Source organism: Jatrophihabitans endophyticus (assembly GCF_900129455.1).
Classification (GTDB): Bacteria; Actinomycetota; Actinomycetes; order Mycobacteriales; family Jatrophihabitantaceae; genus Jatrophihabitans; species Jatrophihabitans endophyticus.
In genome coordinates this window covers 1-23,286 of the sequence record NZ_FQVU01000008.1, presented here as the reverse complement: position 1 = coordinate 23,286, position 23,286 = coordinate 1, and the positions used below count along the sequence as shown (strand labels likewise).

Annotated in this window: 23 protein-coding genes; 10 read left to right on the top strand and 13 right to left on the bottom strand. The window is 73.7% G+C overall.

The window, feature by feature from the left end:
• Positions 1-37: 37 nt before the first annotated feature.
• The 4 genes from pilM to BUE29_RS20800 all read left to right on the top strand — a co-directional run bounded on the left by pilM (position 38) and on the right by BUE29_RS20800 (position 3,478).
• Positions 38-1,063, top strand: a complete 1,026-nt coding sequence (pilM, locus tag BUE29_RS20815) for a type IV pilus assembly protein PilM (protein WP_073392396.1) — start codon at positions 38-40, stop codon at positions 1,061-1,063.
• Positions 1,060-1,797: a hypothetical protein gene (locus BUE29_RS20810; protein ID WP_073392395.1), complete on the top strand. Its 738-nt coding sequence runs from the start codon at positions 1,060-1,062 to the stop codon at positions 1,795-1,797. Before pilM ends, BUE29_RS20810 begins: the two co-directional genes overlap by 4 nt.
• Positions 1,797-2,492 carry a hypothetical protein gene (locus BUE29_RS20805; RefSeq protein WP_073392394.1) on the top strand — a complete coding sequence of 232 codons (696 nt, stop codon included), beginning with the start codon at positions 1,797-1,799 and terminating at the stop codon, positions 2,490-2,492. Before BUE29_RS20810 ends, BUE29_RS20805 begins: the two co-directional genes overlap by 1 nt.
• A 182-nt stretch (positions 2,493-2,674) precedes the next feature.
• The gene (locus tag BUE29_RS20800) at positions 2,675-3,478 is read left to right on the top strand and encodes a prepilin peptidase (protein WP_073392393.1); all 804 of its coding nucleotides are present in this window, start codon (positions 2,675-2,677) and stop codon (positions 3,476-3,478) included.
• A gap of 27 nt (positions 3,479-3,505) precedes the next feature.
• Here BUE29_RS20800 and BUE29_RS20795 read toward each other — a convergent pair whose 3' ends face one another.
• The 3 genes from BUE29_RS20795 to BUE29_RS20785 all read right to left on the bottom strand — a co-directional run bounded on the left by BUE29_RS20795 (position 3,506) and on the right by BUE29_RS20785 (position 7,282).
• Positions 3,506-4,057, bottom strand: coding sequence for a PH domain-containing protein (locus BUE29_RS20795; protein WP_073392392.1), 552 nt, complete (start codon positions 4,055-4,057; stop codon positions 3,506-3,508).
• A gap of 70 nt (positions 4,058-4,127) precedes the next feature.
• Positions 4,128-6,395 carry a putative bifunctional diguanylate cyclase/phosphodiesterase gene (locus BUE29_RS20790; RefSeq protein ID WP_159440921.1) on the bottom strand — a complete coding sequence of 756 codons (2,268 nt, stop codon included), beginning with the start codon at positions 6,393-6,395 and terminating at the stop codon, positions 4,128-4,130.
• Between the two features lie 71 nt (positions 6,396-6,466).
• Positions 6,467-7,282 carry a biotin--[acetyl-CoA-carboxylase] ligase gene (locus BUE29_RS20785; RefSeq protein WP_200800358.1) on the bottom strand — a complete coding sequence of 272 codons (816 nt, stop codon included), beginning with the start codon at positions 7,280-7,282 and terminating at the stop codon, positions 6,467-6,469.
• A 92-nt stretch (positions 7,283-7,374) separates the two neighbouring features.
• Here BUE29_RS20785 and BUE29_RS20780 point away from each other — a divergent pair, with 92 nt between their 5' ends.
• Entirely contained in the window at positions 7,375-8,985 is a 1,611-nt protein-coding gene (locus BUE29_RS20780; RefSeq protein ID WP_073392389.1) for an acyl-CoA carboxylase subunit beta, read from the top strand.
• Positions 8,982-9,203: an acyl-CoA carboxylase subunit epsilon gene (locus tag BUE29_RS20775; RefSeq protein ID WP_073392388.1), complete on the top strand. Its 222-nt coding sequence runs from the start codon at positions 8,982-8,984 to the stop codon at positions 9,201-9,203. The genes BUE29_RS20780 and BUE29_RS20775 overlap by 4 nt, the downstream gene beginning before the upstream one ends.
• 17 nt (positions 9,204-9,220) lie before the next feature.
• Here BUE29_RS20775 and BUE29_RS20770 read toward each other — a convergent pair whose 3' ends face one another.
• Complete coding sequence (locus tag BUE29_RS20770) at positions 9,221-9,919, bottom strand: hypothetical protein (protein ID WP_073392387.1); 699 nt, start codon at positions 9,917-9,919, stop codon at positions 9,221-9,223.
• 38 nt (positions 9,920-9,957) lie between these two features.
• Entirely contained in the window at positions 9,958-11,595 is a 1,638-nt protein-coding gene (locus BUE29_RS20765; RefSeq protein WP_084181612.1) for an MFS transporter, read from the bottom strand.
• A gap of 86 nt (positions 11,596-11,681) precedes the next feature.
• Between BUE29_RS20765 and BUE29_RS20760 the strand changes: the two genes are divergently transcribed.
• Complete coding sequence (locus BUE29_RS20760; protein WP_073392386.1) at positions 11,682-12,083, top strand: MarR family winged helix-turn-helix transcriptional regulator; 402 nt, start codon at positions 11,682-11,684, stop codon at positions 12,081-12,083.
• Between the two features lie 10 nt (positions 12,084-12,093).
• Here the strand turns inward: BUE29_RS20760 and BUE29_RS20755 are convergent, their stop codons facing one another.
• From BUE29_RS20755 to BUE29_RS20735, 5 genes are all read right to left on the bottom strand, one after another.
• Complete coding sequence (locus tag BUE29_RS20755) at positions 12,094-12,768, bottom strand: response regulator (protein WP_073392385.1); 675 nt, start codon at positions 12,766-12,768, stop codon at positions 12,094-12,096.
• On the bottom strand, positions 12,765-14,054 hold the full coding sequence (locus BUE29_RS20750) for a sensor histidine kinase (RefSeq protein WP_073392384.1): 1,290 nt from the start codon (positions 14,052-14,054) through the stop codon (positions 12,765-12,767). Before BUE29_RS20750 ends, BUE29_RS20755 begins: the two co-directional genes overlap by 4 nt.
• Positions 14,042-16,195 carry an MMPL family transporter gene (locus tag BUE29_RS20745; RefSeq protein WP_084181611.1) on the bottom strand — a complete coding sequence of 718 codons (2,154 nt, stop codon included), beginning with the start codon at positions 16,193-16,195 and terminating at the stop codon, positions 14,042-14,044. Before BUE29_RS20745 ends, BUE29_RS20750 begins: the two co-directional genes overlap by 13 nt.
• A 152-nt stretch (positions 16,196-16,347) precedes the next feature.
• Positions 16,348-17,127 (bottom strand): enoyl-CoA hydratase/isomerase family protein, encoded by a 780-nt coding sequence (locus tag BUE29_RS20740; RefSeq protein WP_073392383.1) that lies wholly within the window; start codon positions 17,125-17,127, stop codon positions 16,348-16,350.
• 9 nt (positions 17,128-17,136) lie between these two features.
• Complete coding sequence (locus BUE29_RS20735; RefSeq protein WP_143168307.1) at positions 17,137-18,450, bottom strand: glycosyltransferase family 87 protein; 1,314 nt, start codon at positions 18,448-18,450, stop codon at positions 17,137-17,139.
• Between the two features lie 63 nt (positions 18,451-18,513).
• Here BUE29_RS20735 and BUE29_RS20730 point away from each other — a divergent pair, with 63 nt between their 5' ends.
• Together BUE29_RS20730 and BUE29_RS20725 are read left to right on the top strand one after the other, a co-directional pair.
• The gene (locus BUE29_RS20730; protein ID WP_084181610.1) at positions 18,514-19,737 is read left to right on the top strand and encodes a molybdopterin-dependent oxidoreductase; all 1,224 of its coding nucleotides are present in this window, start codon (positions 18,514-18,516) and stop codon (positions 19,735-19,737) included.
• The gene (locus BUE29_RS20725; RefSeq protein ID WP_143168306.1) at positions 19,737-20,198 is read left to right on the top strand and encodes a hypothetical protein; all 462 of its coding nucleotides are present in this window, start codon (positions 19,737-19,739) and stop codon (positions 20,196-20,198) included. Before BUE29_RS20730 ends, BUE29_RS20725 begins: the two co-directional genes overlap by 1 nt.
• On the opposite strand, the gene BUE29_RS20720 is transcribed toward BUE29_RS20725, so the two are convergent.
• From BUE29_RS20720 to BUE29_RS20710, 3 genes are read right to left on the bottom strand one after another with little or no spacing between them, the layout of a single operon-like run.
• Entirely contained in the window at positions 20,138-20,770 is a 633-nt protein-coding gene (locus BUE29_RS20720; RefSeq protein WP_073392380.1) for a class I SAM-dependent methyltransferase, read from the bottom strand. The two genes, BUE29_RS20725 and BUE29_RS20720, sit on opposite strands and share 61 nt — an antisense overlap.
• 9 nt (positions 20,771-20,779) lie before the next feature.
• Positions 20,780-21,445, bottom strand: a complete 666-nt coding sequence (locus BUE29_RS20715) for a TIGR04282 family arsenosugar biosynthesis glycosyltransferase (RefSeq protein ID WP_143168305.1) — start codon at positions 21,443-21,445, stop codon at positions 20,780-20,782.
• Complete coding sequence (locus tag BUE29_RS20710; protein WP_234971541.1) at positions 21,442-22,071, bottom strand: glycosyltransferase family 2 protein; 630 nt, start codon at positions 22,069-22,071, stop codon at positions 21,442-21,444. The genes BUE29_RS20715 and BUE29_RS20710 overlap by 4 nt, the downstream gene beginning before the upstream one ends.
• A 241-nt stretch (positions 22,072-22,312) precedes the next feature.
• Here BUE29_RS20710 and BUE29_RS20705 point away from each other — a divergent pair.
• On the top strand, positions 22,313-23,286 hold a 974-nt coding region (locus BUE29_RS20705; protein ID WP_143168304.1), incomplete at its 3' end, for an MCP four helix bundle domain-containing protein.

Below are 23,286 nucleotides of genomic sequence, written 5' to 3'. Positions count from 1 at the left end.
CCGTCCGAACCCCGTCCCCCGTCGAAGGAGTCTGACCATGGCTGCCCCCGTCACGGCCGCTCTCGACATCGGCTCGACGTCCATCCGCGCCATCGAGGTGCGCCGGACCAAGTCGCGCCCGATGATCGAGCGGTTCGAGCAGGTCGAGCTGCCCGACGGCGCCGTCGTCGGCGGCGTCGTCAAGGACGAGAAGGCGGTCACCGCCGCCCTCAAGCAGCTGCGCAGCGCGAAGGCCGTCACCGCCAGATCGGTCTCGCTCGCGGTGACCCACCAGCAGGTCGTCGTCCGCGAGGTGGAGGTCGCCAACCTCTCATCGGACGAGATGCGCCTCGCCCTGCCCCACCAGATGCGCGACGTCCTGCCACTGCCGGTGGACGAGGCGATCCTCGACTTCTTCCCCCTCGAGGACCCGGGCAGCAAGGAGACCGTCCGCGGGCTGCTGACCGCCGCGCCGCGCGAGGCCGTGACGAACACCGTCGAGGCGGTCGAGAAGGCAGGCCTGAAGGTCGACCGCGTCGACCTCGCCTGCTTCGCGGTGCTGCGCGCGGTCGCCGCGGTGGCCGACGGCGCGGAGGCCATCGTCGACATCGGCGCCAACACGACGCTCGTCGTGATCCACACCGCCGGGGTGCCGCAGATCGTGCGCACCATCCCACGAGGCGGTCACGAGGTGACCTCGGTGCTCGCCCACCGGCTCGGTGTCGCGGTGCCGGAGGCCGAGGAGCGCAAGTGCCACCTCGGCATCCACGGCGGCGACGCCGCGCACGCCGAGGCGATGGTCGAGGCGAGCCGCCCGCTGATCAACGAGATCCGCAGCACCATCACCTACTTCGCCAAGACCCAGCCGGCGACGGCGCTGCACCGGGTCACGCTCGTCGGTGGCGGCTCGCGACTGCGCGGGTTGACCGAGGAGCTCGGCAAGAGCCTGACCGTACCCGCTGTCGTCGGCAACCCGCTGCAGTACGTCGGCTACGCCCGTCGGGGTGGCAGCCACGACGCGATCGGCAACCACCGCGCCGCCGCGGCCGTGTCGGTCGGCCTCACCCTGGGAGTCGCGTCATGACCAGCACGCTGCGCCGGCCGCTGAAGCGGCCGCTCACGCGCACCGAGCGGACGATGCCGCTGCGCGAGCTGACCGGGGCGACGGCCGTCCCTGTCGCGACGGTGCGGGCCAACCTCATGCCGCCCGAGGTGGTCGGCAAGCGGCGGATCGGCTGGCTGCGCCGCCGGCTGGGTGTGGCACTGCTCGCCCTTGTCGTCCTCGTCGGCGCCGGCTACGCCTTCGCCCGGCAGCAGACCGACGTCGCCCACGACGACCTGGCCGCGGCGCAGGACCGCAGCACCGCCCTCACCCACCAGGTCAGCGGCTTCGACGCCCTGCTCGCCACCCAAGCCAAGACCACGCAGCTCAGCGACCAGCTCGCGACGGTGATGGCCACCGACCTGCAGTGGAGCCGGCTGCTCGGGCAGCTCAATCGCATCGCCCCCGCCGGCCTCACCGTCACCCAGGTGCAGGGTCAGCTCACCGACGGCACCGCCGCGACCACGGCGCCGACCGGGACGACGATGACCGCTCCCGGTGGCGCGCAGGTGATCGGCACGCTGACCATCTCCGGCACCGCACGCGACTACCGCTCGGTCGCCACCTACCTCGACGCCCTCGCCAAGGTGCGCGGACTCGCCCTCGTCGACCCGGGCGCCCTCGCGACCGACCAGGGTCGTTCCACCTTCACCGCGACCGCGTCGCTGACCGAGAAGATCCTCGGCGGCCGCTACACCAAGTCCGGAGGCAAGTGATGGCCGCCAGCCGCGCCGAGCGCCTGCACGTCGGCGGTGCCGCCGTCGTCGCCCTCGTGATCGCCCTCGTCGGGTGGTTCCTCCTGATCTCGCCGCAGCGCAGCGACTCCGCCGACGTCCAGGACCAGACCGCCAACGCCGAGCTGCAGAACACCGTGCTCCAGGGGCGCATCAACCAGCTCACCGCCGAGAAGAAGAAGGCGGCGACCTACGGGGCGGCGCTGGCCAAGGCGCGGGCGGCATTGCCGTCGACGAGCGACATGGCCGCGTTCCTGCGCCACGTGCAGAGCATCGGCTCGGCGACGTCGACGAAGGTCACGTCGATCAGCGTGGACGCGGCGAAGGCGGTCGAGTCGTCCGCTCCCGTGGTCGGCGCCACGACGTCACCGACCGCGAGCGCGTCACCCACCGCCTCGTCGGCCACGGACTCGTCGACCACCGCGGCCGCTTCGGGCACCGGCCTGTACAGCGTCCCCATCTCCGCGAGCGTGACGGGCACCCAGCGCAACCTGGCGCGCTTCCTGACCGAGCTGCAGTCCGGCCAACCCCGCGCGGTGCTGTTGACCTCGGTCACTCGCGGGCAGGACGCCGCCGGCGGCTCGCTCACCGCCCTGCAACTGGAGATGCAGGCCTTCGTCGCCCCGGAGACCAACGCGGCGTCGACCGCGCCGACGACCACCGCCGGCGGCAACTGACGCGCCGGCGTACGAGACGGCAGCGGCCCGGGTCCGGCAACCCGCCCGCTGCGCCGGGCGGCCGGTGACGGCACACCTCGCGCACGTCCCCGGGGGGCGGACGGCACGCGGGTCGACGTCCTCACCGGCCGCCCATCCCACCGCCACCCCGTCCGACCCGATCCCGATTACCGAGGAGTGCCATGCCCACGCCGTGGCCCGCCGTCGCCCTCGCCGCCGTCCTCGGCCTGGTCGTCGGGTCGTTCCTCAACGTCGTGATCCACCGCGTCCCGCGGGAGGAGTCGGTGGTCTCGCCGCCGTCGCACTGCCCGCGGTGTGACGTCCGGATCCGGGCGCGGCACAACGTCCCGGTGATCAGCTGGCTGCTGCTGCGCGGCCGCTGCGCCTCCTGCGGTCTGGGCATCAGCGCGCGGTACCCGCTCGTCGAGGCGGCCACCGGCGTGCTCTACGCCGCGGTCACGCTGCGCTTCGGGGTCAGCGCCACGCTGCCGGCCTTCCTCTACCTGGCCACCGTCGCCGTCGTCCTCACGATGATCGACTTCGACGTGCGGCGGCTTCCCGACGCCATCCTGCTGCCGTCCTACGTGGTGAGCCTGGCGCTGCTCATCCCCGCCGGCGCGATGGACATGGACTGGCACCCCGCCACCCGCGGCATGGCGGGCGGGCTGCTCCTCGGCCTGCTCGTCTTCACGCTCGCGCTGGCGCTCCCGGCGAACGTGAGCTTCGGCAACGCCAAGCTCGCCGGCCTGCTCGGCATCTACCTGGGCTGGCTGTCGTGGGGCACGCTGCTCGTCGCCCTGGTCGGCACCGTCGTCGTCGCGGCCGCGGCCGGGCGTCGCATCACCGTCGCCGCCCCCGTCCCGGCGGGCGGCCGCCACGGCGGGCGGGCGCTCCCCCTCGGCCCTTTCCTCATCGGCGGGACCGTGCTGACCGTCTTCGCCGCCGCCCCGGCCGCCGCGCTCTTCGGCGCCCTGCTCACCGGCTGACCCGCCGCGCGGACGCGGTGCCGCGGTTCAGCGCTGCGGATCGTCCCAGTGCGGCGGCGGGGTGCCGTAGGCCGTCCGCGCCCGCCGCTCGCCGTCCTCCTCGATCAGCCGGTTGAGCTGCTGCTGCACCACGTCGGACCGCGGGACGTTGTCGAGCCGCTCCTGGCCGTGCTCGCCGGCGGACTCGATGGTGAGCGTGCCCGCGCGGACGAGCCGGTCCCACAGCGACTGGCTGAAGGCCACGTCGCTGATGCGCTGCAGCGAGATGTCGCGGCCGGTGTGGTGCAGGACGCCGCGCCGGATCAGCACGCGGTGGGTCGTGAACACGTAGTGGGTGGTGCGCCAGCGGATCCACGGTGCGAACGCGAGCCACAGCAGCAGCACCACGCCCACGGCGAGGATCGCGGCCAGGGCGACGGTCCGGCCGGTGCCGTCGTCGGGCACGTACGCGATGCCCACCCCGGCCGCGGCGCAGACGACGACGAAAAAGAACGTCGCGGGCACGAGCGTGATCCAGTGCGGATGCAGGTGGTCGACGACCCGCTCGTCGTCGGCGAGCAGCTTCTCGGGGTAACCCATGACGTCCTGTCGGCCGGGAGGGAGCTCGACTCTCCTCGGAGGAGGTCTCACCGTAGCGGGCGCGACGGGATCAGGCGACGGGCACGAGCGCCGGCGGCTGCTCCGGCACGACCGGCCGGCCGAGCAGGTAGCCCTGCATCGCGTCGCAGCCGAGCGCGACGAGCGCGTCGCGCTGCGCGGGCGTCTCGACCCCCTCGGCCACCGTCATCGCGCCCAGGTCGTGGGCCAGGGCGATCATGCTCGCCACGATGCGGGCGGACGCGTGCGAGCCGCCCAGCGGCTCGATGAGCGACCGGTCGAACTTGATGACGTCCGGCGCCAGCGCACCGAGCCGGGCCAGGTTCGAGTACCCGATGCCGAAGTCGTCGATGGCGATCTTGAATCCGCAGCTGCGCAGCTCGGTGAGGACGTCGAGGATCCGCGGATCGGTGATCAGGCGGGTCTCGGGGACCTCGACGACGAGCCGCCCGGCGCTGACGTCGGCGGCGGCGAGCAGGGCGAGCAGCCGGTCGGGCAGGTCGGCCATGCCCAGCGTCGTCAGCCCGAAGTTCACGAAGGCGTCGGCGGCCGAGCCCGCCGCGGCGGCCCGTTCGACGGCGCGAGCGGCAACGTGCAGGTCGAGGTCGGGCAGCAGCCCGTTGCGCTCGGCCAGCGGGATGAAGTGGTCGGGGGGAACCGGCCGGCCGTGCCGGTTCCAGCGCGCCAGCGCCTCGGCCGCCATCTGCTCGCCGTCGGGCAGCACGATGGGCTGGAACGCCACGGGCAACCGCCCGTCGCGCACGTCGTCGGCGAGGGCGAGCGCCTCGTCGGTGTCGGCGTCCACGCTCACCGGCGCCACGCCGCCCAGCGGCGCCGCCGCGGACTTGTTGGCCTGCTTCGCCGCGTACATCACGAAATCGGCCCGGCGCAGCACGTCCTCGACGCCGGGCGTGACGCTCCCCTCCACGGTGGCCGCCCCGACGCTGGCCCGGACCTTGATGGCGTAGCCGCCGACCGCGACGGGTTCGGCGAAGACGTCGCGCACCCGTTCGACCAGGATCTCGACGTCGGCGCCGAGCCGCGCGTCGACGTGGTACTCCGACAGCACCGCGAACTCGTCACCGCCGAGCCTCGCCACCAGGTCACCCGAGCGGACGACGCGCTGCAGCCGCTCGCCGACGACGGTGAGCACGGCGTCACCGACGCCGTGACCGAAGGTGTCGTTGACGGCCTTGAAGTCGTCGAGGTCGCAGAACACCACCGAGACGCTGCGCCGGTCGCGGCGGTGCAGCTCGAGCGCCTGCGTGATCCGGTCGTGGAACAGGGCACGGTTCGCGAGGCCGGTGAGGCCGTCGTGGAAGGCGCGGAAGCGCAGCTCGGCCTGCTGGGCGAGCACGTCACGGGTCAGCCGGCGATTGTCGGCCAGGGTCAGCCACTGCCGGCCGAACAGGGCGAGGACGGCGGCGCAGGACACGGCGACGCCCGCGACGTCGACGCGGCCGCCCACCACCGCGGCCACCTCGGCGGCGGTGCCGGCGAGCACGAGGGCGTAGGGCAGCGACAGGATCAGCGGCGACCCGGTCGCGACACGTGCCTGCTGCTCCTCGGTCGCCGGGTACAGCGCCGACATGCCGATCAGGAGGAACGCCGCCACCCAGCCGAGGTCGCCGAACGCGCCGGTGAGGTCGTGCCCGGCCGCGGTCATGTAGGCGAACGTGCTGTCGGCGACGGCCATCGCGACCAGGCCGGCGAGCAGCAGGAACAACCCGGTGTGCGCCCGCGTCCGGATGCCGACGAGCAGCGCCACCGTCAGCATCACGACGTCCGAGGCCGGGTAGGCGAGGCTGACCGCCAGCCCGAACCGCGTCTGCGCGCCCGCGTGGTAGACCTGCCCCAGCGTCGTCGCCCAGCTGATGATCAGCAGCGAGCAGGCCACCATCACGCCGTCGAGCACGACGCGGACGCGCCCGCCCCCGCGGAACGCCGCGGACGGGCGCAGCAGCAGCCCGGTCAGCGCCAGCACGGGGAACAGCAGGAAGCCCAGGTCGGCCGGCGAGGGGAACGGGTTCTCCGTACGCGCCACGACCTCGTACCAGGTCCACACGACCTCGCCGGCACCCCACGACACCAGCGCGGCGGCGACGAGCAGCCACGACGCCCGCGAGCGGCCGGCCGTCCTCGTCGCCCGCCACACGCAGGGCACCGCGCCGGCGAAGGCCGCCACGAACTCGGCCACGTCGTCGACGGCGCGCACGGCGGTCGGTCCGCCCGGCCGGACGATCAGGAAGGCCGCGAGCACGCCGACGAAAGCGGTTGCGGCGACGCCGACCGCCCAGCGCGTCCTGGCCGAACTGTGCACCTCGGAACAATCGGCACCGCAGGGCCCGTCTTTATCCGCCGACGACATCCGCCGACGGATGTCCGCCGGCGCTAACCCTCGGCTGCCCGCAGGTGCTCGACGTCGCCCGCCGTGATCGTGCGAGACGCCCCGTCGCCGCCGTCGCCGTCGACGAGGACGAGGTGGCCGTCGTCGTCGACGGCGCGGACGGTGCCGCTCGCGACGGTTCCCTCGCCGTCGCCGCCACCCGGGTCGGTCAACGTCACCCGCACCGCCCGGCCCACGGTGTCGCAGACGTCGCGGTAGGCCGCGGCGAGACCGCAGGCCGCGGCATCGCCGCCGCAGTCGCTCCACTGCGCGACGCGCGCGTCGAGCCGGCCGGCGACGGCGACGAGCAGCTCGGCGCGATCCACGGTCGCCCCGGCCACGGCGAGCGACGTCGCGGTCGGCACCGGCAGCTCGTCGCGGCTGGTCGAGACGTTGCAGCCGACGCCGATCACCACGGCGTCGTCGCGGGTCTGGGCGAGGATGCCGCAGAGCTTCGCCCCGTCCAGCAGCACGTCGTTGGGCCACTTGAGCGCGGCCTCGAGCCCGGTGGCGGCGCGTACGCCCTCGACGACCGCGAGGCCGGTCAGCAGCGGCAGCCACCCCCAGCGCGCCAGCGGCACACCGGGGCGCAGCAGTACCGAGAAGGTGAGTCCGGCCCGCGGCGGCGAGGTCCAGGTGCGGTCGAAGCGGCCGCGCCCGGAGCGCTGGTGCTCGGCCACCAGCAGCGTGCGGTCGGTCGCCTCGCGGCGGGCGAGCAGGTCGGCGTTGGTCGACTCGGTCTCGGCCACGACCTCGACCCGCGCCCATCTCGGGCCCAGGGTGGCGCGCAGCGCGTCGACGTCGAGCGGCGGGCGGTCCACGCCGGCCAACCTACCGTGGGCGGCGTCGCCGACCCGCGAGATCGGTCACCTCGCCGCAGGGCGACGGGCCCGCCGCATTAGGCTCCCTGGACATGGCAGCCGACGCCGTCGCCGCAGCGCAGACAGACGAGTCCCAGCCCGACATCCACACCACGGCCGGGAAGCTCGTCGACCTCGACCGTCGCTACGACGAGGCCGTGCACGCCGGTTCGGAGCGCGCGGTCGAGAAGCAGCACGCCAAGGGCAAGATGACGGCGCGCGAGCGCATCCACGCCCTGCTCGACGAGGGCTCGTTCATGGAGTTCGACGAGTTCGCGCGGCACCGCTCCACCAACTTCGGCATGGAGGACAACCGCCCGTTCGGTGACGGCGTCGTCACCGGGTGCGGGACGGTCGACGGCCGGCCGGTCGCGGTGTTCAGCCAGGACGTCACGGTGTTCGGCGGCGCGCTCGGCCAGGTGTACGGCGAGAAGATCGTCAAGGTCCTCGACTTCGCGATGAAGACCGGCTGTCCCGTCGTCGGCGTCAACGAGGGCGGCGGCGCGCGCATCCAGGAGGGCGTCGTCTCGCTCGGCCTCTACGGCGAGATCTTCCACCGCACCGTCCGCGCGTCGGGCGTGATCCCGCAGATCTCGCTGATCATGGGCGCGGCGGCGGGCGGCCACGTCTACTCCCCCGCCCTCACCGACTTCATCGTGATGGTCGACCAGACCTCGCAGATGTTCATCACCGGCCCCGACGTCGTGAAGACGGTGACCGGCGAGGACGTCACGCTCGAGGAGCTCGGCGGCGCGCGCACGCACAACACGAAGAGCGGCAACGCCCACTACCTCGGTTCGGACGAGGACGACGCCATCGGCTACGTCAAGGCGTTGCTGTCCTACCTGCCGTCGAACAACCTCGACCCGGTGCCGGTCTACGACACCGAGGTGAGCGACGTCGCCGACGAGACGGACGCGGTGCTCGACACCTTCGTCCCGGACTCGGCCAACATGCCCTACGACATGCACGAGATCATCGCGCACCTGCTCGACGACGGTGACTTCCTCGAGGTGCACGAGCTGTTCGCGCAGAACATCATCGTCGGCTTCGGGCGCGTCGAGGGTCACCCGGTCGGTGTCGTCGCGAACCAGCCGATGCAGTTCGCCGGCTGCCTCGACATCGACGCGTCCGAGAAGGCCGCGCGCTTCGTGCGCACGTGCGACGCCTTCAACATCCCGGTGCTGACGCTCGTCGACGTCCCCGGGTTCCTGCCCGGTGTCGACCAGGAGCACGCCGGCATCATCCGCCGCGGCGCCAAGCTGATCTACGCGTATTCCGAGGCGACCGTCCCGAAGGTCACCGTCATCACCCGCAAGGCGTTCGGTGGCGCCTACGACGTCATGGGGTCCAAGCACCTCGGCGCCGACATCAACATCGCCTGGCCCACCGCGCAGATCGCGGTCATGGGAGCCCAGGGCGCGGTGAACATCCTGCACCGCAAGAAGCTGAAGGGCGCCGACGACGCCGAGCAGCTGCGCGCCGAGCTGACGCAGGAGTACGAGGACACCCTGCTCAACCCCTACGTCGCGGCCGACCGCGGTTACGTGGACTCGGTCGTCAAGCCGTCCGAGACCCGTGCCTACGTCATCCGCGCGCTGCGCATGCTGCGCAACAAGCGCGAGACGCTGCCGCCCAAGAAGCACGGGAACATCCCGCTGTGAGCGACCCACAGCCGGGTGGTCGACCGCCGTTGCGCATCGTCCGGGGCGAGCCGACGGCCGAGGAGATCGCGGTGCTCACCGCCGTCGTGGCCGTCGCGGGTGGCGGGGACGACGCACCGCGCTCCCGCGAGCGGCGGGGCAACTGGAGCGACCCCGGCATGCTCGCGCGCCGCACGCTGCGCCCCGGCCCGAACGGCTGGCGCGCGGCGTTCCGCTGACTCGCCGCCGTCAGGCCCTAACCGCGGTCCGCGAGCTGGGCGTAGCCGCGCCACACGGTCTTCGAGCCGTGCGAGACGAGTCGGTAGCGGCTGCGCGAGCCGGGCAGCGCGCGATCGAACCCGACCGTGCCGCGTGCCGAGGTCGTGGCGCGTGCGATCGTCGTCCACCCGTCGGCCGTGTGACGCTGCAACGCGACCGTGACGTGGGCGGCACGGCGGTAGCCGTCGCTGCCGTAGCGCTTGAGCGTGCCCTGCGCCCGATGGCGTGACGACGAGACCGCGACGAAGCGGGCGGCGTACCGCACGGTCGTCGTCGTGGTGCGCCACGACGACGGGACGCGACGGTACTGCGCGTCGTAGACCTGCGCGTGACCGTCGGTGATCGCGTAGCGGCCGGTGGGGTCGAGCGCCGCGTCGAGCTCGATCGTCTCGCGATCGCCGAAGTGCTCCCACCGCTGCGCGTAGGGCCGCTGCCCCGGCGCCGTCAACGACGCCGTCGCGCCGCCGTCGGCGGTGTCCGGGTCACAGCCGGAGCTGCCGCGCAGCTGCGGTCGGATCGTGGTGTGCGACGTCAGCGCGACCTTCGCCGGCGGGCTCGCCCACGCGGTGCAGGTGCGCTTCGCCGCACCGGCGGGGGCGCCACCGCCGCTCAGCGTGGCGCACGTCCCGGCGAGCAGGACGGCGGTGACACCGAGGGTGCGGATCGGGCGTGGCATGACATCTCCTCGTGGCTGCGGGCGGTGCGCTTCGCACGCTAGCCACGCCGCACGCCCCGATCCGGACGATCGTCACCGCGGTCACGGTGGGTGCGGTCACGTGACCGCACCCACCACGCGCCCCGACGCGCCGAGTCAGCAGGTGGTGACAGTTCCGCCCGCTCGACCGCCGGCCCCGCGGCGTCGACGACGGCCGCCGCCTCGGCGGCGACGGAGACCGTCCGGCGCCGGGGACGCACGCGCAGCAGCGTGACGAGCAGGCCCGCGGTCGCGACGCCGGCGACGACGCCGATGGCGGTCGTCATGTGCGGCAACAGCTCGCCGGTGCCCGTCGCGTGTCCGTTGCCGCTTCCGAGGATCGCGGTGATCACCGCGAGCACGACGGCGCCGCCGACCTGGATGCTCGTGTTGACCAGCCCGGACGCCAGCCCCTGCTCGTGGTCGGCGACGCCGGCGGTGGCCTGCGAGTTGACGGCCGGGAAGGTGAGCGCGAAGCCGAGCCCGAGCAGCACCATCGTCGGCAGCAGGAAGTTCCAGTACGACATCGACGGCTCGACGCGCAGGAAGAGCGCGTAACCGGCGAGGAAGGACGCGAGCCCGGCGAGGATGAGCACCGGCGACGGCACTCGGGCGAGCACGCGGTCCATCCGCGTCGCGCTGACCACCACGATGAGCCCGGCCGGCAGGAACGCGAGCGCCATCGCCAACGGCGACCAGCCCAGGGCGTCCTGCAGGTAGATGGTGACGACGAACTGGAAGGCCACGTAGGCGCCGAACATCACCGCGCCGGCGACGTTGGCGTGGACCAGCGAGGCGGAGCGCAGGATGCCCAGCCGGAGCAGGGGCTGCGCGTGGCGGCGTTCGACGAGCACGAAGGTGACGGCGAGCGCGGCGCTGACGACGAGCGAGCCGATCGTCTGCACCCCGGCCCAGCCGACGGTCGGCGCCTGCACCACCGCGAGGACGAGCAGCAGCAACGCACCCGTGCTGGTCAGCGCGCCGGCGAGGTCGAAGCTGGCCAGCCGGAAGGCCTCGCGGGCCGCGGTGGGGACGACGCGCAACCCGACGAGCAGCAGGGCGAGGGCGATGGGGCCGGGCAGCAGGAACGTGGCCCGCCAGCCGAGCTCGGTGAGGACGCCGCCGAAAACGAGGCCCATGGAGAACCCGCTGGCGCCGCACACGGTGTAGATGCTGAAGGCCCGGTTGCGGGCCGGGCCCTCGGCGAAGGTCGTGGTGATGATGGACAGCCCGGCCGGCACGGTGAAGGCGGCCGCCGCGCCCTTGACGAAGCGCAGCGCGATGAGCGCGCCGGGATCGGAGAGCAGCGAGCTCACGACCGACGCCGCGCCGAACACGCCGACCGCGGCCAGGAACACGGTGCGCCGACCGAGCAGGTCCGACGCCCGGCCGCCGAGGAGCAGCAGGCCGCCGTAGCCGAGGACGTAGCCGCTGACGATCCACTGCAGCGCCCCGGGGGTCATCCCGAGGTCGGCGCCGATCGACGGGAGGGCGACGCCGACCATCGAGATGTCGAGACCGTCGAGGAAGAGCGCGCCGCAGAGCACGACGAGCAGTCCCCACGTCGCGGCCGACCACGACGTGGTGCGGATCTGGAGCGGCTGCCCCGTCGAGCGAGTGGGCTCGGCCGTCGCGACGGCCGGCTGGGTTGAGGTCATGCGCGACAGTCTTATGCAGATGCATCTAATGCGCAAACATAATGTGCATCGACATTTTGTGTATACGCATGTGCTAGGGTGCGGTCATGGCCCGGCGGCGTGACCTCGACGACGAGCTCGCCCGCTCGTGGCACGAGCTCATGGGGCAGTACCACCGCACCGTCTGCGCACTCGACCGAGAGCTCGAGTCGCAGCACGGCATCTCGGGCAGCGACTTCGAGGTCCTGCAGCAGCTCTACGACGCCGGCGGCGACTGCTCGCTGCGCATGAACGACCTCGCGAAGTCCGTCCACCTCACCCAGAGCGCGCTCTCGCGACTCGTCGCGCGCTTGGAGAAGGACGGTCTGATCCGCCGCACGATGTGCGAGGACGACCGCCGCTCGGTCTTCACCACGATCACCCCGGCCGGCAAGACGGTGTTCGAGAGCGCCCGCCCCACGCAGCGCGCCGTCCTGCGCGACGCCGCCGCGGTCACCTCGGCGCCCTAGCCGAGCACACCTACCCCGGCGGCCGGCCACCGGCCTGCACGAGCCCCGACTCGTAGGCGAAGATCACCGCCTGCACGCGGTCGCGCAGCTGCAGCTTGTCGAGCAGGTGGGCGACGTGGGTCTTCACGGTCGCCTCGGACACGAACAGCGCGGCGGCAGCCTCGGCGTTGGACAGCCCGCGGGCGAGCGCGTGGAGCACCTCGACCTCCCGCGCGGTGAGGGCGGCCAGCGCGTCGGGTCGGGGCGCGTCCGCCGTGGGCAGCTGCGCGAAGCGCTGCAGCAGCCGGCGCGTCACCTGCGGGGCCAGCATGGCGTCGCCCGCGGCGACCACGCGGATCGCGTCGACGAGCGCGGTGGGGGCGTCGTCCTTCACCAGGAAGCCGCTCGCGCCGGCCCGCAACGCGTCCACCACGTGTTCGTCGACGTCGAAGGTGGTCAGCATCAGCACCCGCGAGGTGGTCGACGTCGCGAGGATGCGCCGGGTTGCCTCGATGCCGTCGAGGCGCGGCATCCGGATGTCCATCACGATGACGTCCGGCTGCAGCGCCCGCGCGTCGGCGACGGCCTGCTCGCCGTCGGGCGACTCGCCGACGACGGCGAGATCCGGCTCGGCCTCGAGGATCAGCCGCAGCCCGGTGCGCATCATCGGCTGGTCGTCGACCAACAGCACCCTGGTCGCGCTCATGCCCGCGCCCCGGCGAGCGGCAGCACCGCGCGGACCGCGAAGCCCGCGCCGTCCGCCCCGACGGCGAGCTCGCCGCGCACCAGGTTGATCCGCTCCTGCATCCCGATCAGGCCGTGGCCCACACCACCGGGCGGCACCGCGGTCCGGGCGCCGGCACCGTCGTCGCGGATCCGCAGCTCGAGCGCGTCGTCGCCGAACGCGACGTCGACCTGCACGCGCGCGCCGGCGCCCGCGTGCCGCAACGCGTTCGTCAACGACTCCTGCACGATGCGGTAGGCGGTGAGGTCGACACCGGCGGCGAGCGGACGCGGCGTGCCCCGGCGCGCGAGCTCGACCTGCAGCCCCGCCGAGCGGAACGTCTGGACGAGCTCGTCGAGCCCGGCGAAGGTCGGCTGCGGATGCCGGTCCTGCCACGGCTCGCCGCCCTCGCCCTCGCTGCGCAGGACGGTCAGCAGGCGTCGCATCTCGGTGACCGCGGCCTGCCCGGTGCCGACCAGCTCGGTGAGCAGGGCGTGCGCCACGGCCGGGGTGCGGGTCAGCTGCCGGTCGGCCGCGGCGGCGTTGACGATCATCAGGCTGAGGTGGTGGGCGACGACGTCGTGCAGCTCGCGGGCGATCCGGGCGCGCTCCTGCGCGACGGCGGCCTCGGCGAGCACGTGCCGCTCCCGCTCCAGTCGCTCGGCGCGGTCGCGCAGCGAGGCGGTGTAGGCGTGGCGGGTGCGCTGGGCGTCGCCGAACGACCACGCGACGACCATCGCGAGCGCGAGGGTCGCCAGCTCGGTGGCCGGGTTGTGCCGGCCCAAGACCAGCGTCGGCACCGCCCCGACCACGATCGCGGCGAGCAGGGCCTGCACGGAACGCGGCCGCCCCCGACGCAGCGAGAGCGCGTACATCGCGACCGCGGCACCGGCCCCGGGCAGCGACAGGCCGAGCGCGCCGAACGGGTCCTCGCCCACGTACCCGAGCGACGACAGCGCGAACGCGACCGCCCCCGTGGCCAGCAGGGCCGCGGCCGGCGACCGGCGCTGCAGCGCGAGGGCGGCGGTGCCGAGGGCGACGAGCAGGACGCCGCCGACGTCGAGCGCGCGGTAGGGATCGGCCGTCGGCGAGGCCGAGCCGGCCTCGATCAGGCAGCCGACGGCGTAACCGGCGGCCGCGGTGGCGTCTCCCAGCCAGGGCAGCGCGGCGGTCCGCCGGCGGACGGCCCGCCAGGCCGTGGTCGCCGGGCGCACCGCGCCCGCGACCCGGCCCAGCGGGGCCTGCGACCGGCCGCTCAGCGTTGCCATGTGCTCATCGTCGCACCCACGAGCTCCCGCTCCGGCCGTGCCGCCGCGCCCGGACCCGCGGTGCGCGACGGCCACCAGGCGGCCCGACCGAGCAGCGTCAGCAGCGCCGGCGCCAGCAGGAAGGCGAGCACGAAGGTGCTGATCAGCGCGCCCGCGGCGACCGCGAACCCGATCTCGGCGAGCTGACCGCCGCCGATGGTCAGGATCGCGAAGCTCACCGCCAGCACCGAGCCCGCCGCCGCGACGGTCGGACCCGCCTCGCGCACCGCCGTCCGGACCGCCGTGCGCGGGTCGGCGCCGGCGCGCAGCTCCTCCCGCAGCCGACCCACCATCAGGATGTTGTAGTCGGTGCCGATGCTCGCGACGAACAGGTACACGACGAGCGGCATCGAGAACACCAGGCCGGGCTTGCCGAGGACGTGCTGGAACACGAGCACCGCGACGCCGGTGGTGGCGAGGAAGCCCAACCCCACCGATGCCATGAGCACCACCGGGGCGAGCACCGAGCGCAGCATGAGCACGAGGACGAGTCCGATCGCCAGTCCGGCGAGCGGCAGGATCAGCCGCATGTCGTGGTCGATGACGTGCCGCACGTCGTTGTACGCGGCCGTGGCGCCGCCGACGGCGACGCTCGCCCCCGCCACCGGATGCGCGTGCACGGCCCGCTCCACCGCGGCCACGGTGTCCAGCGCCCGCTCGCTCAGCGGGTCGTCGGCGAGCCGGACGTCGACGACCGAGACCGTGGCCGACGTCTGGCCGGGTGCCGCGCCGGCCACCCCCGGCACGCTCGCCGCCGCACGCTGCACCTCGCGCACCGTGCTCGCGGGCACGCTGGAACCGTCCGCGGTGACGACGACGTGCGTCGGCGAGAGCGTGCCCGCGGGGAAGCCGCTGCGCAGGTCGGCGTACCCGGCGGCCGACTCGCTGCCCTGGGGGTAGCCGTCGGGCTGGTAGCTGGGGTGGTACCCGGTCACGAGCAGGGCGCCGACCGCCAGCAGTCCGATGCCGGCCGCCGCGACCGCACCGGGCCGACGGGACACGAGCGACGCGGCACGTCCCGACACGCGCGCCGTCGGCTCACGACGCCAGGACGCGCTGCGGGCGAAACGCTTGCCGAGCAGGGCGTACACCGCCGGCATCAGCGTCAACGACGCGAACAGCATGGCCAGCACGGCGATGCCGAGCGCCGGACCGAGCACGCGGAACGAGCCGAGCTGCGACACGAGCAGCACTGCGAACGAGGCGGCCACCGCGAGGGCACTGGCCACGACGGCCTCGCCGACCCGACCGACACCGGCGGCCAGGGCCGTCCGGTGGTCGTCGCCGTGGCGCAGCCGTTCCCGGTAGCGGAAGAGCAGGAACACGACGTAGTCCGTGCCGACGCCGAAGAGCACGACCGGCAGCAGCCCGGTGGTGGTGGCGTCGAGGGTGTAGTCGAAGACGTGCGCGCCGATCGTCAGCAGCGCGGCGACCCCCTGCCCGACGGCGGCGATGGTGAACACCGTGGTGAACGCGACGAGCACGCTGCGGAACAGCAGCAGCAACAGCGCCAGGATCGCGACGACCATGCCCGAGGAGACGAGGATCCCGAGCAGGACGCTGTCCTTCGCCTGCGCGGCGTCGCCGGTCACCCGCGCCCGCAACGACGTGCCGGCCAGGTCGTCACCCAGCTGCGAGCGGAGGTGACCGACTGCGTTCGTGGTCGCGTCCTCGGCCGAGACCTTGTCGAAGCCGACGCCGGCGATCTGGACGAGCCGGTTCGGCGACACCGTGCCGCTGTGGGCGAGCGTGACGGCCGCGCGTGGGTCCTCGCCACCGCGACCGTCCCGTACCCGGCCCGCGAGATCGGTCAGCTCGGCGTCGACCCGGCGCTGGTCGGCGCCGGTGAGCGGTCTGCCGTCGGTGCGGGTGAACACGACAGTGGCCGTCGCCGCCGACTTCGCGCTCGGGAAGGTCGCGTCGAGCGTCCGCTGCGCCCGCACCGATTCGGCGGACGTCGGCAGGCCCGCCGTCCCGTTGTCCGGGGCCTGCGGCGTGCCGAGCGCGAACCCGCCGGCGGCGAGGCCGCCGACGACGGCGAGCCAGACGAGGATCACGAGGACGGGATGGCGGGTCACCGAGTGCCCGAGTCTGCTGAACATGGCGGCGGGTTCCTTCGCACGAGGGACGCTGACCGTTCCAGCGAATCAACGTGCGGGCCCCGTCACCTCGGCTCCGGGACGGACTTGTGCCGTCCCCCGTGCGGCAGAGCCGGCCGCCGACCTCGTCCGAAAGGATGAGCGACGGCGCCGGGTCAGCGCCCGGTGTAGGTCGCCTTCCCCGGACCGTCGGCCAGGAACGAGGCGACCGCGCCCTGCAGGTCGGCCGTGCCGAACAGCGCGCCGCTGACCTGGGGCGTCACCTCGTCCGCGGCCCGGGTCCCGCCGGCGACCTGGGTGCGCACGATGGTCTTCGTGGCGGCGTGCGCGCGGGTCGGGCCGTTGGCCAGCCCGAGCGCGAAGGCGTGCGCGGCGGCGGCGAAGCCGTCGTCGGGCAGTACCCGGTTGACGACGTTCCAGCGCTCCAGAGTGGCCGCGTCGTAGAGCTCGCCGGTGTAGACGAGCTCGCGGGCACGAGCCGGCCCGGCGCGCTCGGCCAGTCGTTGCGGGCCACCCATCGACGGCGTCAGCCCGACCACGATCTCGACGAGCCCGAAGCGGGCCGACTCCGCGGCCACGAGCAGGTCGCACGCCAGCGAGATCTCGAACGCGGCGGTCAGGCAGAGCGCGTGCGCGGCGAAGACCGTCGGGAAGGGCAGCGACTCCAGGTCGTGGATCATCGTCAGCCAGTCGGCCCAGAGCTCCGTGCCCGTGACGGTGTCCAGCGTCGCGAAGAGGTTGACGTCGACGCCGGCCGACACCGCGCGCCCGCGGGCCTGCAGCAACAGGCCACGGGCGGGTGACGTGCGCACCTCGGCGATCGCCGCGCGCAACGCGGTCACCATCTCGAGGTCGAAGAGGTTGAGGGGCGGCGCGTCCAGGGTGACGACGGCGAGCGGGCCGTCCCAGCTCAGCTCGACGGGTGCGGTGGCCATCCGGCGAGGCTAGCGAGACGGGCTGCCCAGCGGCGCGGTGAGGTCCGGACGCCGGGCGCGCATCACCCGCCCCGCCCCCGCGGCGGCCAGGGCAACGGCGTAGATCAGCGTGTCGTGATCGCCGGGGACGACGTAGGCGAGCGTCGCGGCGAACACGATCGGCAACCACTCGAGTGCGCCGGTCAGCGCGACGAGCGCGAGCAGCAGCGCCGCGTACCAGCCGTAGTTCGGCGTCACCACGAGGAACGCGACGCCCACGACGACGACCGCGGCCCGCTCCGGTCGCGCCGGATCGCCTCGCCGCCACGCCCACACCGAGACCGCCGCGAGCACGACGACGCCGACGAGCGTGCCCAGCGTGTCACCCAGCAGCGGGCTCAGCAGCAGCAGCCGCCCGCCGTCGCCGTACTGGTTCTCCTGCAGGTAACCGGGCAGGTAGCCGATGACGTCGAGACCGACGGCGAGCACGTGCGGGACGTAGACGAGGGCGACGAAGCCCACCGCGACGAGCCCGATGCGCCAGTCCCGTCGGAGCAGGGCGGGCAGCACCAGCGCCGGGTACAGCTTCACGGCCGTCGCCGCGCCGACGAGGACGCCCACCAGCCACGTCCGCCGCGCCACGGTCAGCGCCAGCACCGCGAGCAGCACGCCGAGCCAGTCGACGTGCGCGTTGTTGGCGAACTCGACGACGGTCACCGGGCACCACGTCCACAGCGCGGCGCGCCAGGGCGGCCCCCGCCGCAGCAGGATCGCGCCGACCGCGAGCGCACCCAGCGCGGCGGCGAGCTGCAGCGGCAGGTGGTTGCCGTGGCCCCCGAACGACAGCACCCGCAACGCGGTGAACGCGGCCTCGGCCACGGGCGGGTAGACGGTGCGTACGTCCGGCCGGTTGACGGCGGTGGTCACGCCCTTCCCGATCGGGTGCCGGTGCGCGCCGGGCCCGCCGAACAGGAAGGGGTCGCGCAGCCGGGCCAGCTCCGTCGCGGCCGGCGGGTAGCGGTACGGGTCGACCCCTGCCAGCTGCACCCTGCCGTCCCACGCGTAGCGGAAGTCGTCGTCCGACGTCGCCGGCCGGTGGGTCATGGCGACGATCGACAGCACGGCGCCGGCCCCGAGCACGAACGCGCCGGCATGCCGCGGCGCGAGCCGCAACCGGGCGGTGAGCGCCACCGCCGCCGCCCAGAGCGGCACGGTCACCGCGACGAGCATCGTGGCGTTCGGGCGGCCGGAGCCGTGCTCGACATGACCCAGCAGTGCGCCGTATGCGACCGCCTGGCCGAGGAGGACGATCACGAGCGCAGCCGTCACCCGTCGCGCCGTCACGGAACCGAGCATGCCCGACGCGACGGATTAGATGATGACGACTCCCGACGAAAGCCGATCCTCATGCCGACGCTGTTGCCGGAGCGCCCGCCCCGCGCGTGGCCGCGCTTCACGAGCCCCCTGCGCTCGACGGCGCTGACGGCACGCGTCGGTCGCGTACTGGGGATCTGCTTCGCGATCTGCTTCGTCACCGGCATGCTCAGCCACTACCAGTACCACCCCTGGAGCTGGCTGCCCGAGCCGTCGGTCCCGGTGTGGGGCTACCGGTTGACCCAGGGCCTGCACGTGCTGACCGGGACGATCTCGATCCCGCTCCTGCTCGTGAAGCTGTGGTCGGTCTATCCCAAGCTCTTCGTATGGCCCCCGGCCCCGACCGCGAAGCGGGCCGTCGAACGGCTCACGATCGGCGTCCTCGTCGCGTCGGCGCTCGTCGAGCTCACCACCGGCTTCTTCAACGTCCTGAACTGGTACCCGTGGTCGTGGAGCTTCGTCCCGGTGCACCGCTTCCTCGCCTATGTCGTGATCGGCTCGATCCTGCTGCACGTCGCGGTCAAGCTGCCCGACATCAAGTACGGGCTGCGGACGAAGCTCGTGGTCGGCGACGTGCTCACCGAGGTGCCGTGGGAGCAGAACCCGGACGCCTACAGCAACAACGACGACACCCACGTTCCGCCGCCGGCGCCGACCGGCATCTCCCGGCGCGGCGCACTGCTCGCGACCGGTGCGGGGGTCGGCGTCGTCGCGGTGGCCTCGGCCGGCCAGACGCTCACCCCGCTCGACGCGGCGGGGCTGCTCGCCGTGCGCCGCAAGAGCGACGCACCGCAGCTCGACCTGCCCGTCAACCGCACCGCGAAGCAGGCCCGTGTGCTGCAGCTCGCGGCCGACCCCGCGTGGCGACTCACCGTCGTCGGCGGCGGCCGGACGGCGACCCTCACCCTCGCCCAGGTCGAGGCGATGGTGACCGACGGCGGGACCGACGCGAGCTACCCCATCGCCTGCGTGGAGGGCTGGAGCGCCGGCGCCGACTGGCGCGGCCTGCGCCTGGCCGATGTCGTCCGGCTCGTCGGCGGCGACGCCGACTCGCGGGTGCGCGTCGTGTCGCTCGAACCCCGCGGCTCGTACAAGGTCTCCTACGTCGACGGCCCGCAGCTGGACGACGCACTGCTGGCGACCCATCTGAACGGCGCCCGGCTCACCCTCGACCACGGCTACCCGTTGCGGCTGATCGCTCCGAACCGCGCCGGCGTGCTGAACACGAAGTGGCTGCACCGGGTGGAGGTCCTGTGATGCGCACCCGCGTCGCGATCGCCGTCCCCGGGGTGCTGCTCGGCCTGTACGGGATCTTCCGGCTGCTCACCGAGATCCCCGGCGACGACCTGCTGGTGCTCGCCGTCTGGCTGCTCGCCGCGGTCGTCCTGCACGACGGCGTGCTCTCCCCGCTGCTGGTCGGCATCGGCTGGGCGATCGCGAAGGTCGTCCCGCCCCGCGGCCGCCGGTACCTCCAGGGTGCGTTGATCGCGGGCGGGCTGATCACCGTCGTCGCCCTGCCGTTGATCCACCGCGAGCGCAGTCAACCCGCGAGCAAGGCGATCCTGCAGCAGGACTACGCGCTCAACCTGGCCGTGCTGCTGGCGCTCGTGACCCTCGCGGCAGCGGCGGCGTACGCAGTCCGCGTCGTACGCGACCGTCAGCGGCTCAGCGCGACGAACGTCCGGCCGCCCGACGACCAGGACTCGGCGACGGCGTAGCCGCAGTCCGCGGCGTAGCGCTCGAGTGCCGCGGCCCCGACCAGGGCCCACGCGAACTCCGGGCCCACCTCGTCCCCTTGCTCGGTGAAGCGCACGCTCAGCCGCTCGTCGGCGGTGTTGTCGGGCGCGGTCTCGACCAGCACCCGACCGGTGGGGGCGAGCAGCGCCGCGACCCGGTGAAGCAAGCGCACCGGGTCGCCGCCGATGCCGATGTTGCCGTCGACGAGCAGGACGGTCGACCACCGCCCCTCCCCCGGCAGATCGGCGAAGACGCTGCGCAGCAGTGCGGGCGAACCCTGCCCCCGGGTCAACGCGACCGCCGTCTCGGCGATGTCGACGCCGAGCGCCACCGCGCCACGGGCGGTGAGGGATGCGACGAAGCGGCCCGGGCCGCAGCCGACGTCCAGCACGGGTCCGGCACAGCGGTCGAGCACCGTCGCGTCCGCGGCGTCCACGGGGGCGAGCCAGCGCGCGACGTCGAAGCGCAACGAGCGCCCGGTCACCGTCCGCAGGGTCAACGGTGCGGCCGTGCGCAGGGCAGCCTCGTAGGGCGCGAGGGCGTCGGGTTCCACGGCGGGCCGCTATCCGACCCGGTCGGGACGACCGACACCGCAGCGCGCGAAGGCGGCGGCGAACGCGCTGTGCGGCACGAGCCGGGCGACCTCGGCGGCGGTGTCGACGGTGTCGACGTCGGTGAGGTCGTCGAGCAGCTGGACCTGCAGGCCCAGCTCCCGGAGCCGGACGAGCTGGTCGGCGCCGGTGTGGTCGGTCGACATGGGCACCCCGGTGATGGCGGCGGCGGCGTGGCGCGGGTCGGCGAACCCGATCGCCCAGTAGCCGCCGTCGGTGGCGCGACCCAGACAGGCGTCGAAGCGGGTCGGGTCGAACGCGGCGAGCTGCTCGGCCCGTAGCTGTGGCGTGTCCATGCCGACCAGGACGGCGGGCCCGGGACCGGCGGCGCGGAAGGCGGCGACGAGGCGGGTGTCGAGGTCCCCGTCCGGCTGCGGCGCCGTGCGCCACCCCTCCGGCGCCCAGTGGCGCGGATCGCCGGCGAAGGCGAGCAGCCGGTCGGCGGCGGGCACGGTGGCGACCGCGCGCAGCGTGTCCCAGAGCGCGGCGGCGGCGACGTCGGCCGCCTGCTCGTGCGTCAACGGCGGCACGAGCCGGGTCTTCACCGCGCCGGCGAGCGGCTCCTTCGCGATGACGACGACGGTGTCGATGCCGGTGCCGGGTGCCCGCGCGGTCACCGCGCGAGCACCGCGCTCATGTCGCGGACGGCCTGGACGGTGCCGCGCAGCGTCCCGGTGACCTTCGAGCGTCCGGTGCGCGGCAGGTACGCGACGTCGACGTTGACGATCGTCCAGCCGGCGTCCGCGGCACGGACGACGGTCTCGACCGGATAGCCGCTGCGACGGTCGGCGAGGCCCAGGTCGAGCAGGGACAGCCGCCGCGCCACCCGCAACGGGCCGATGTCGCGCAGCGGGGCGCCGGTGCGGCGGCGGACGCGACGCGCGAGCTCGAGATTGGCGACGCGGGCGTGCACCGGCATCGTGCCGCGCGGTGACCTGCGCCGCGCCACCGCGAGATCGGCGCCGGCACGCAGCACGTCGAGCATGACCATGGCCTGCCCCGGGTCCACGGACGCGTCACAGTCGCAGACCGCGACGTACTCCGCGCTCGCGGCGAGCAGACCGGCGTGGCAGGCCGCCCCGTAACCGCGCTGCTCGCAGCCGATCACGAAGGCGTCGGCGGCCCGGGCGAGCTCGACGGAGCCGTCCGTGGAGCCGTTGTCGACGACGACCGCCCGGGCGCCGGGCGGGATCCGCTCGAGCACCCACGGCAACGCGCCCGCCTCGTCGAGGCACGGGAGCACGATATCGAGGACGGGAGGTGCCACATCTGATGTTCGCGCCGACGACCGGCCACGGTTCCCGCCGCGACGGACGTACGCGCACCGCCAGGACGTCCGACGACACCGACGGACGCGCAGCGAACGATCTTGGCCGTTCCCGCCGGGTCACCCTGGCCGATGCCCTCAACCTCGCCGGTGCCCGGTCGATCGGACCCGCGTGAGGCCGGGATCGTCCCCGGCCCGTCGACCGTGAGGATCTCAGGTGTCCGCTGGTAGCACCGCAGCACAGAGCCCGTCGCGCGCGAGCAGCGCCACGCGCTGGTTCGCCGACCGTGGCGTCAAGGTCAAGATCCTCGCGGCCGTCGCGCTGGGGTGCCTGGTCGCCGTGATCGTGGGCGTGCTGGGCATCCGCTCACTGGGCGAGGTCGCCGGCCACGGTCACGACATCTATCAGGAGAACACCCGCCAGCTCGCGAGCGTCGGCCGGATGCAGGCGTCGTTCCTGACGCTGCGCCTGGACGCGCGCGCCGCACCGCTCGAGCTCACCCGGGCCAGGTCGCAGGCCGCGATCGACACGATGAACGCCGACTACACCGCGTTCACCAAGACCCTCGACGACTTCCTGGCCATGCAGCCCGACGAGGACTACGTCGCGCTCGCCGGGGACCTGCGTACCGCAGGTGCCAAGTACATCGACATCCAGCGCACGGTGCTCGCGCCGCTGGCCCTGGCCGGCGATCGTGCCGGGTGGATCGACGCGAACACCGCGCAGGTCTCGCCCATCGGCAAGTCCATGATGGCCACGCTCGACAAGCTGGTGGCCGCCGAGTCGGCCGAGGCCGCGCACAGCGACCAGCAGGGTCGCGACACCTACCACTCGCAGGTCGTGGTCGCGGTCGTGCTGCTCGTGGTCGGCATCGCCCTGGCGCTCGGGCTGGGCTACCTGGTGGCGAACGCGATCGCCCGAAACGCGCGCCGCGTCCAGAGCACCACGGACGCCCTCGCCGCGGGTGACCTCAACGCGAGCGCCGGGCTCACCAGCAACGACGAGCTCGGCCGCATGGGCGCCTCGCTCGACGCAGCGCTCGGACGCATCCGTGAGGTCATGTCGACGGTGGTCCAGAACGCCGATGCCCTGGCCGGGTCGGCCGAGGAGCTGTCGGCGACCTCCGCCCAGATCGCCTCCTCGGCCGAGGACACCTCCCGCCAATCCGCCGTCGCCACCGCCACCGCCGA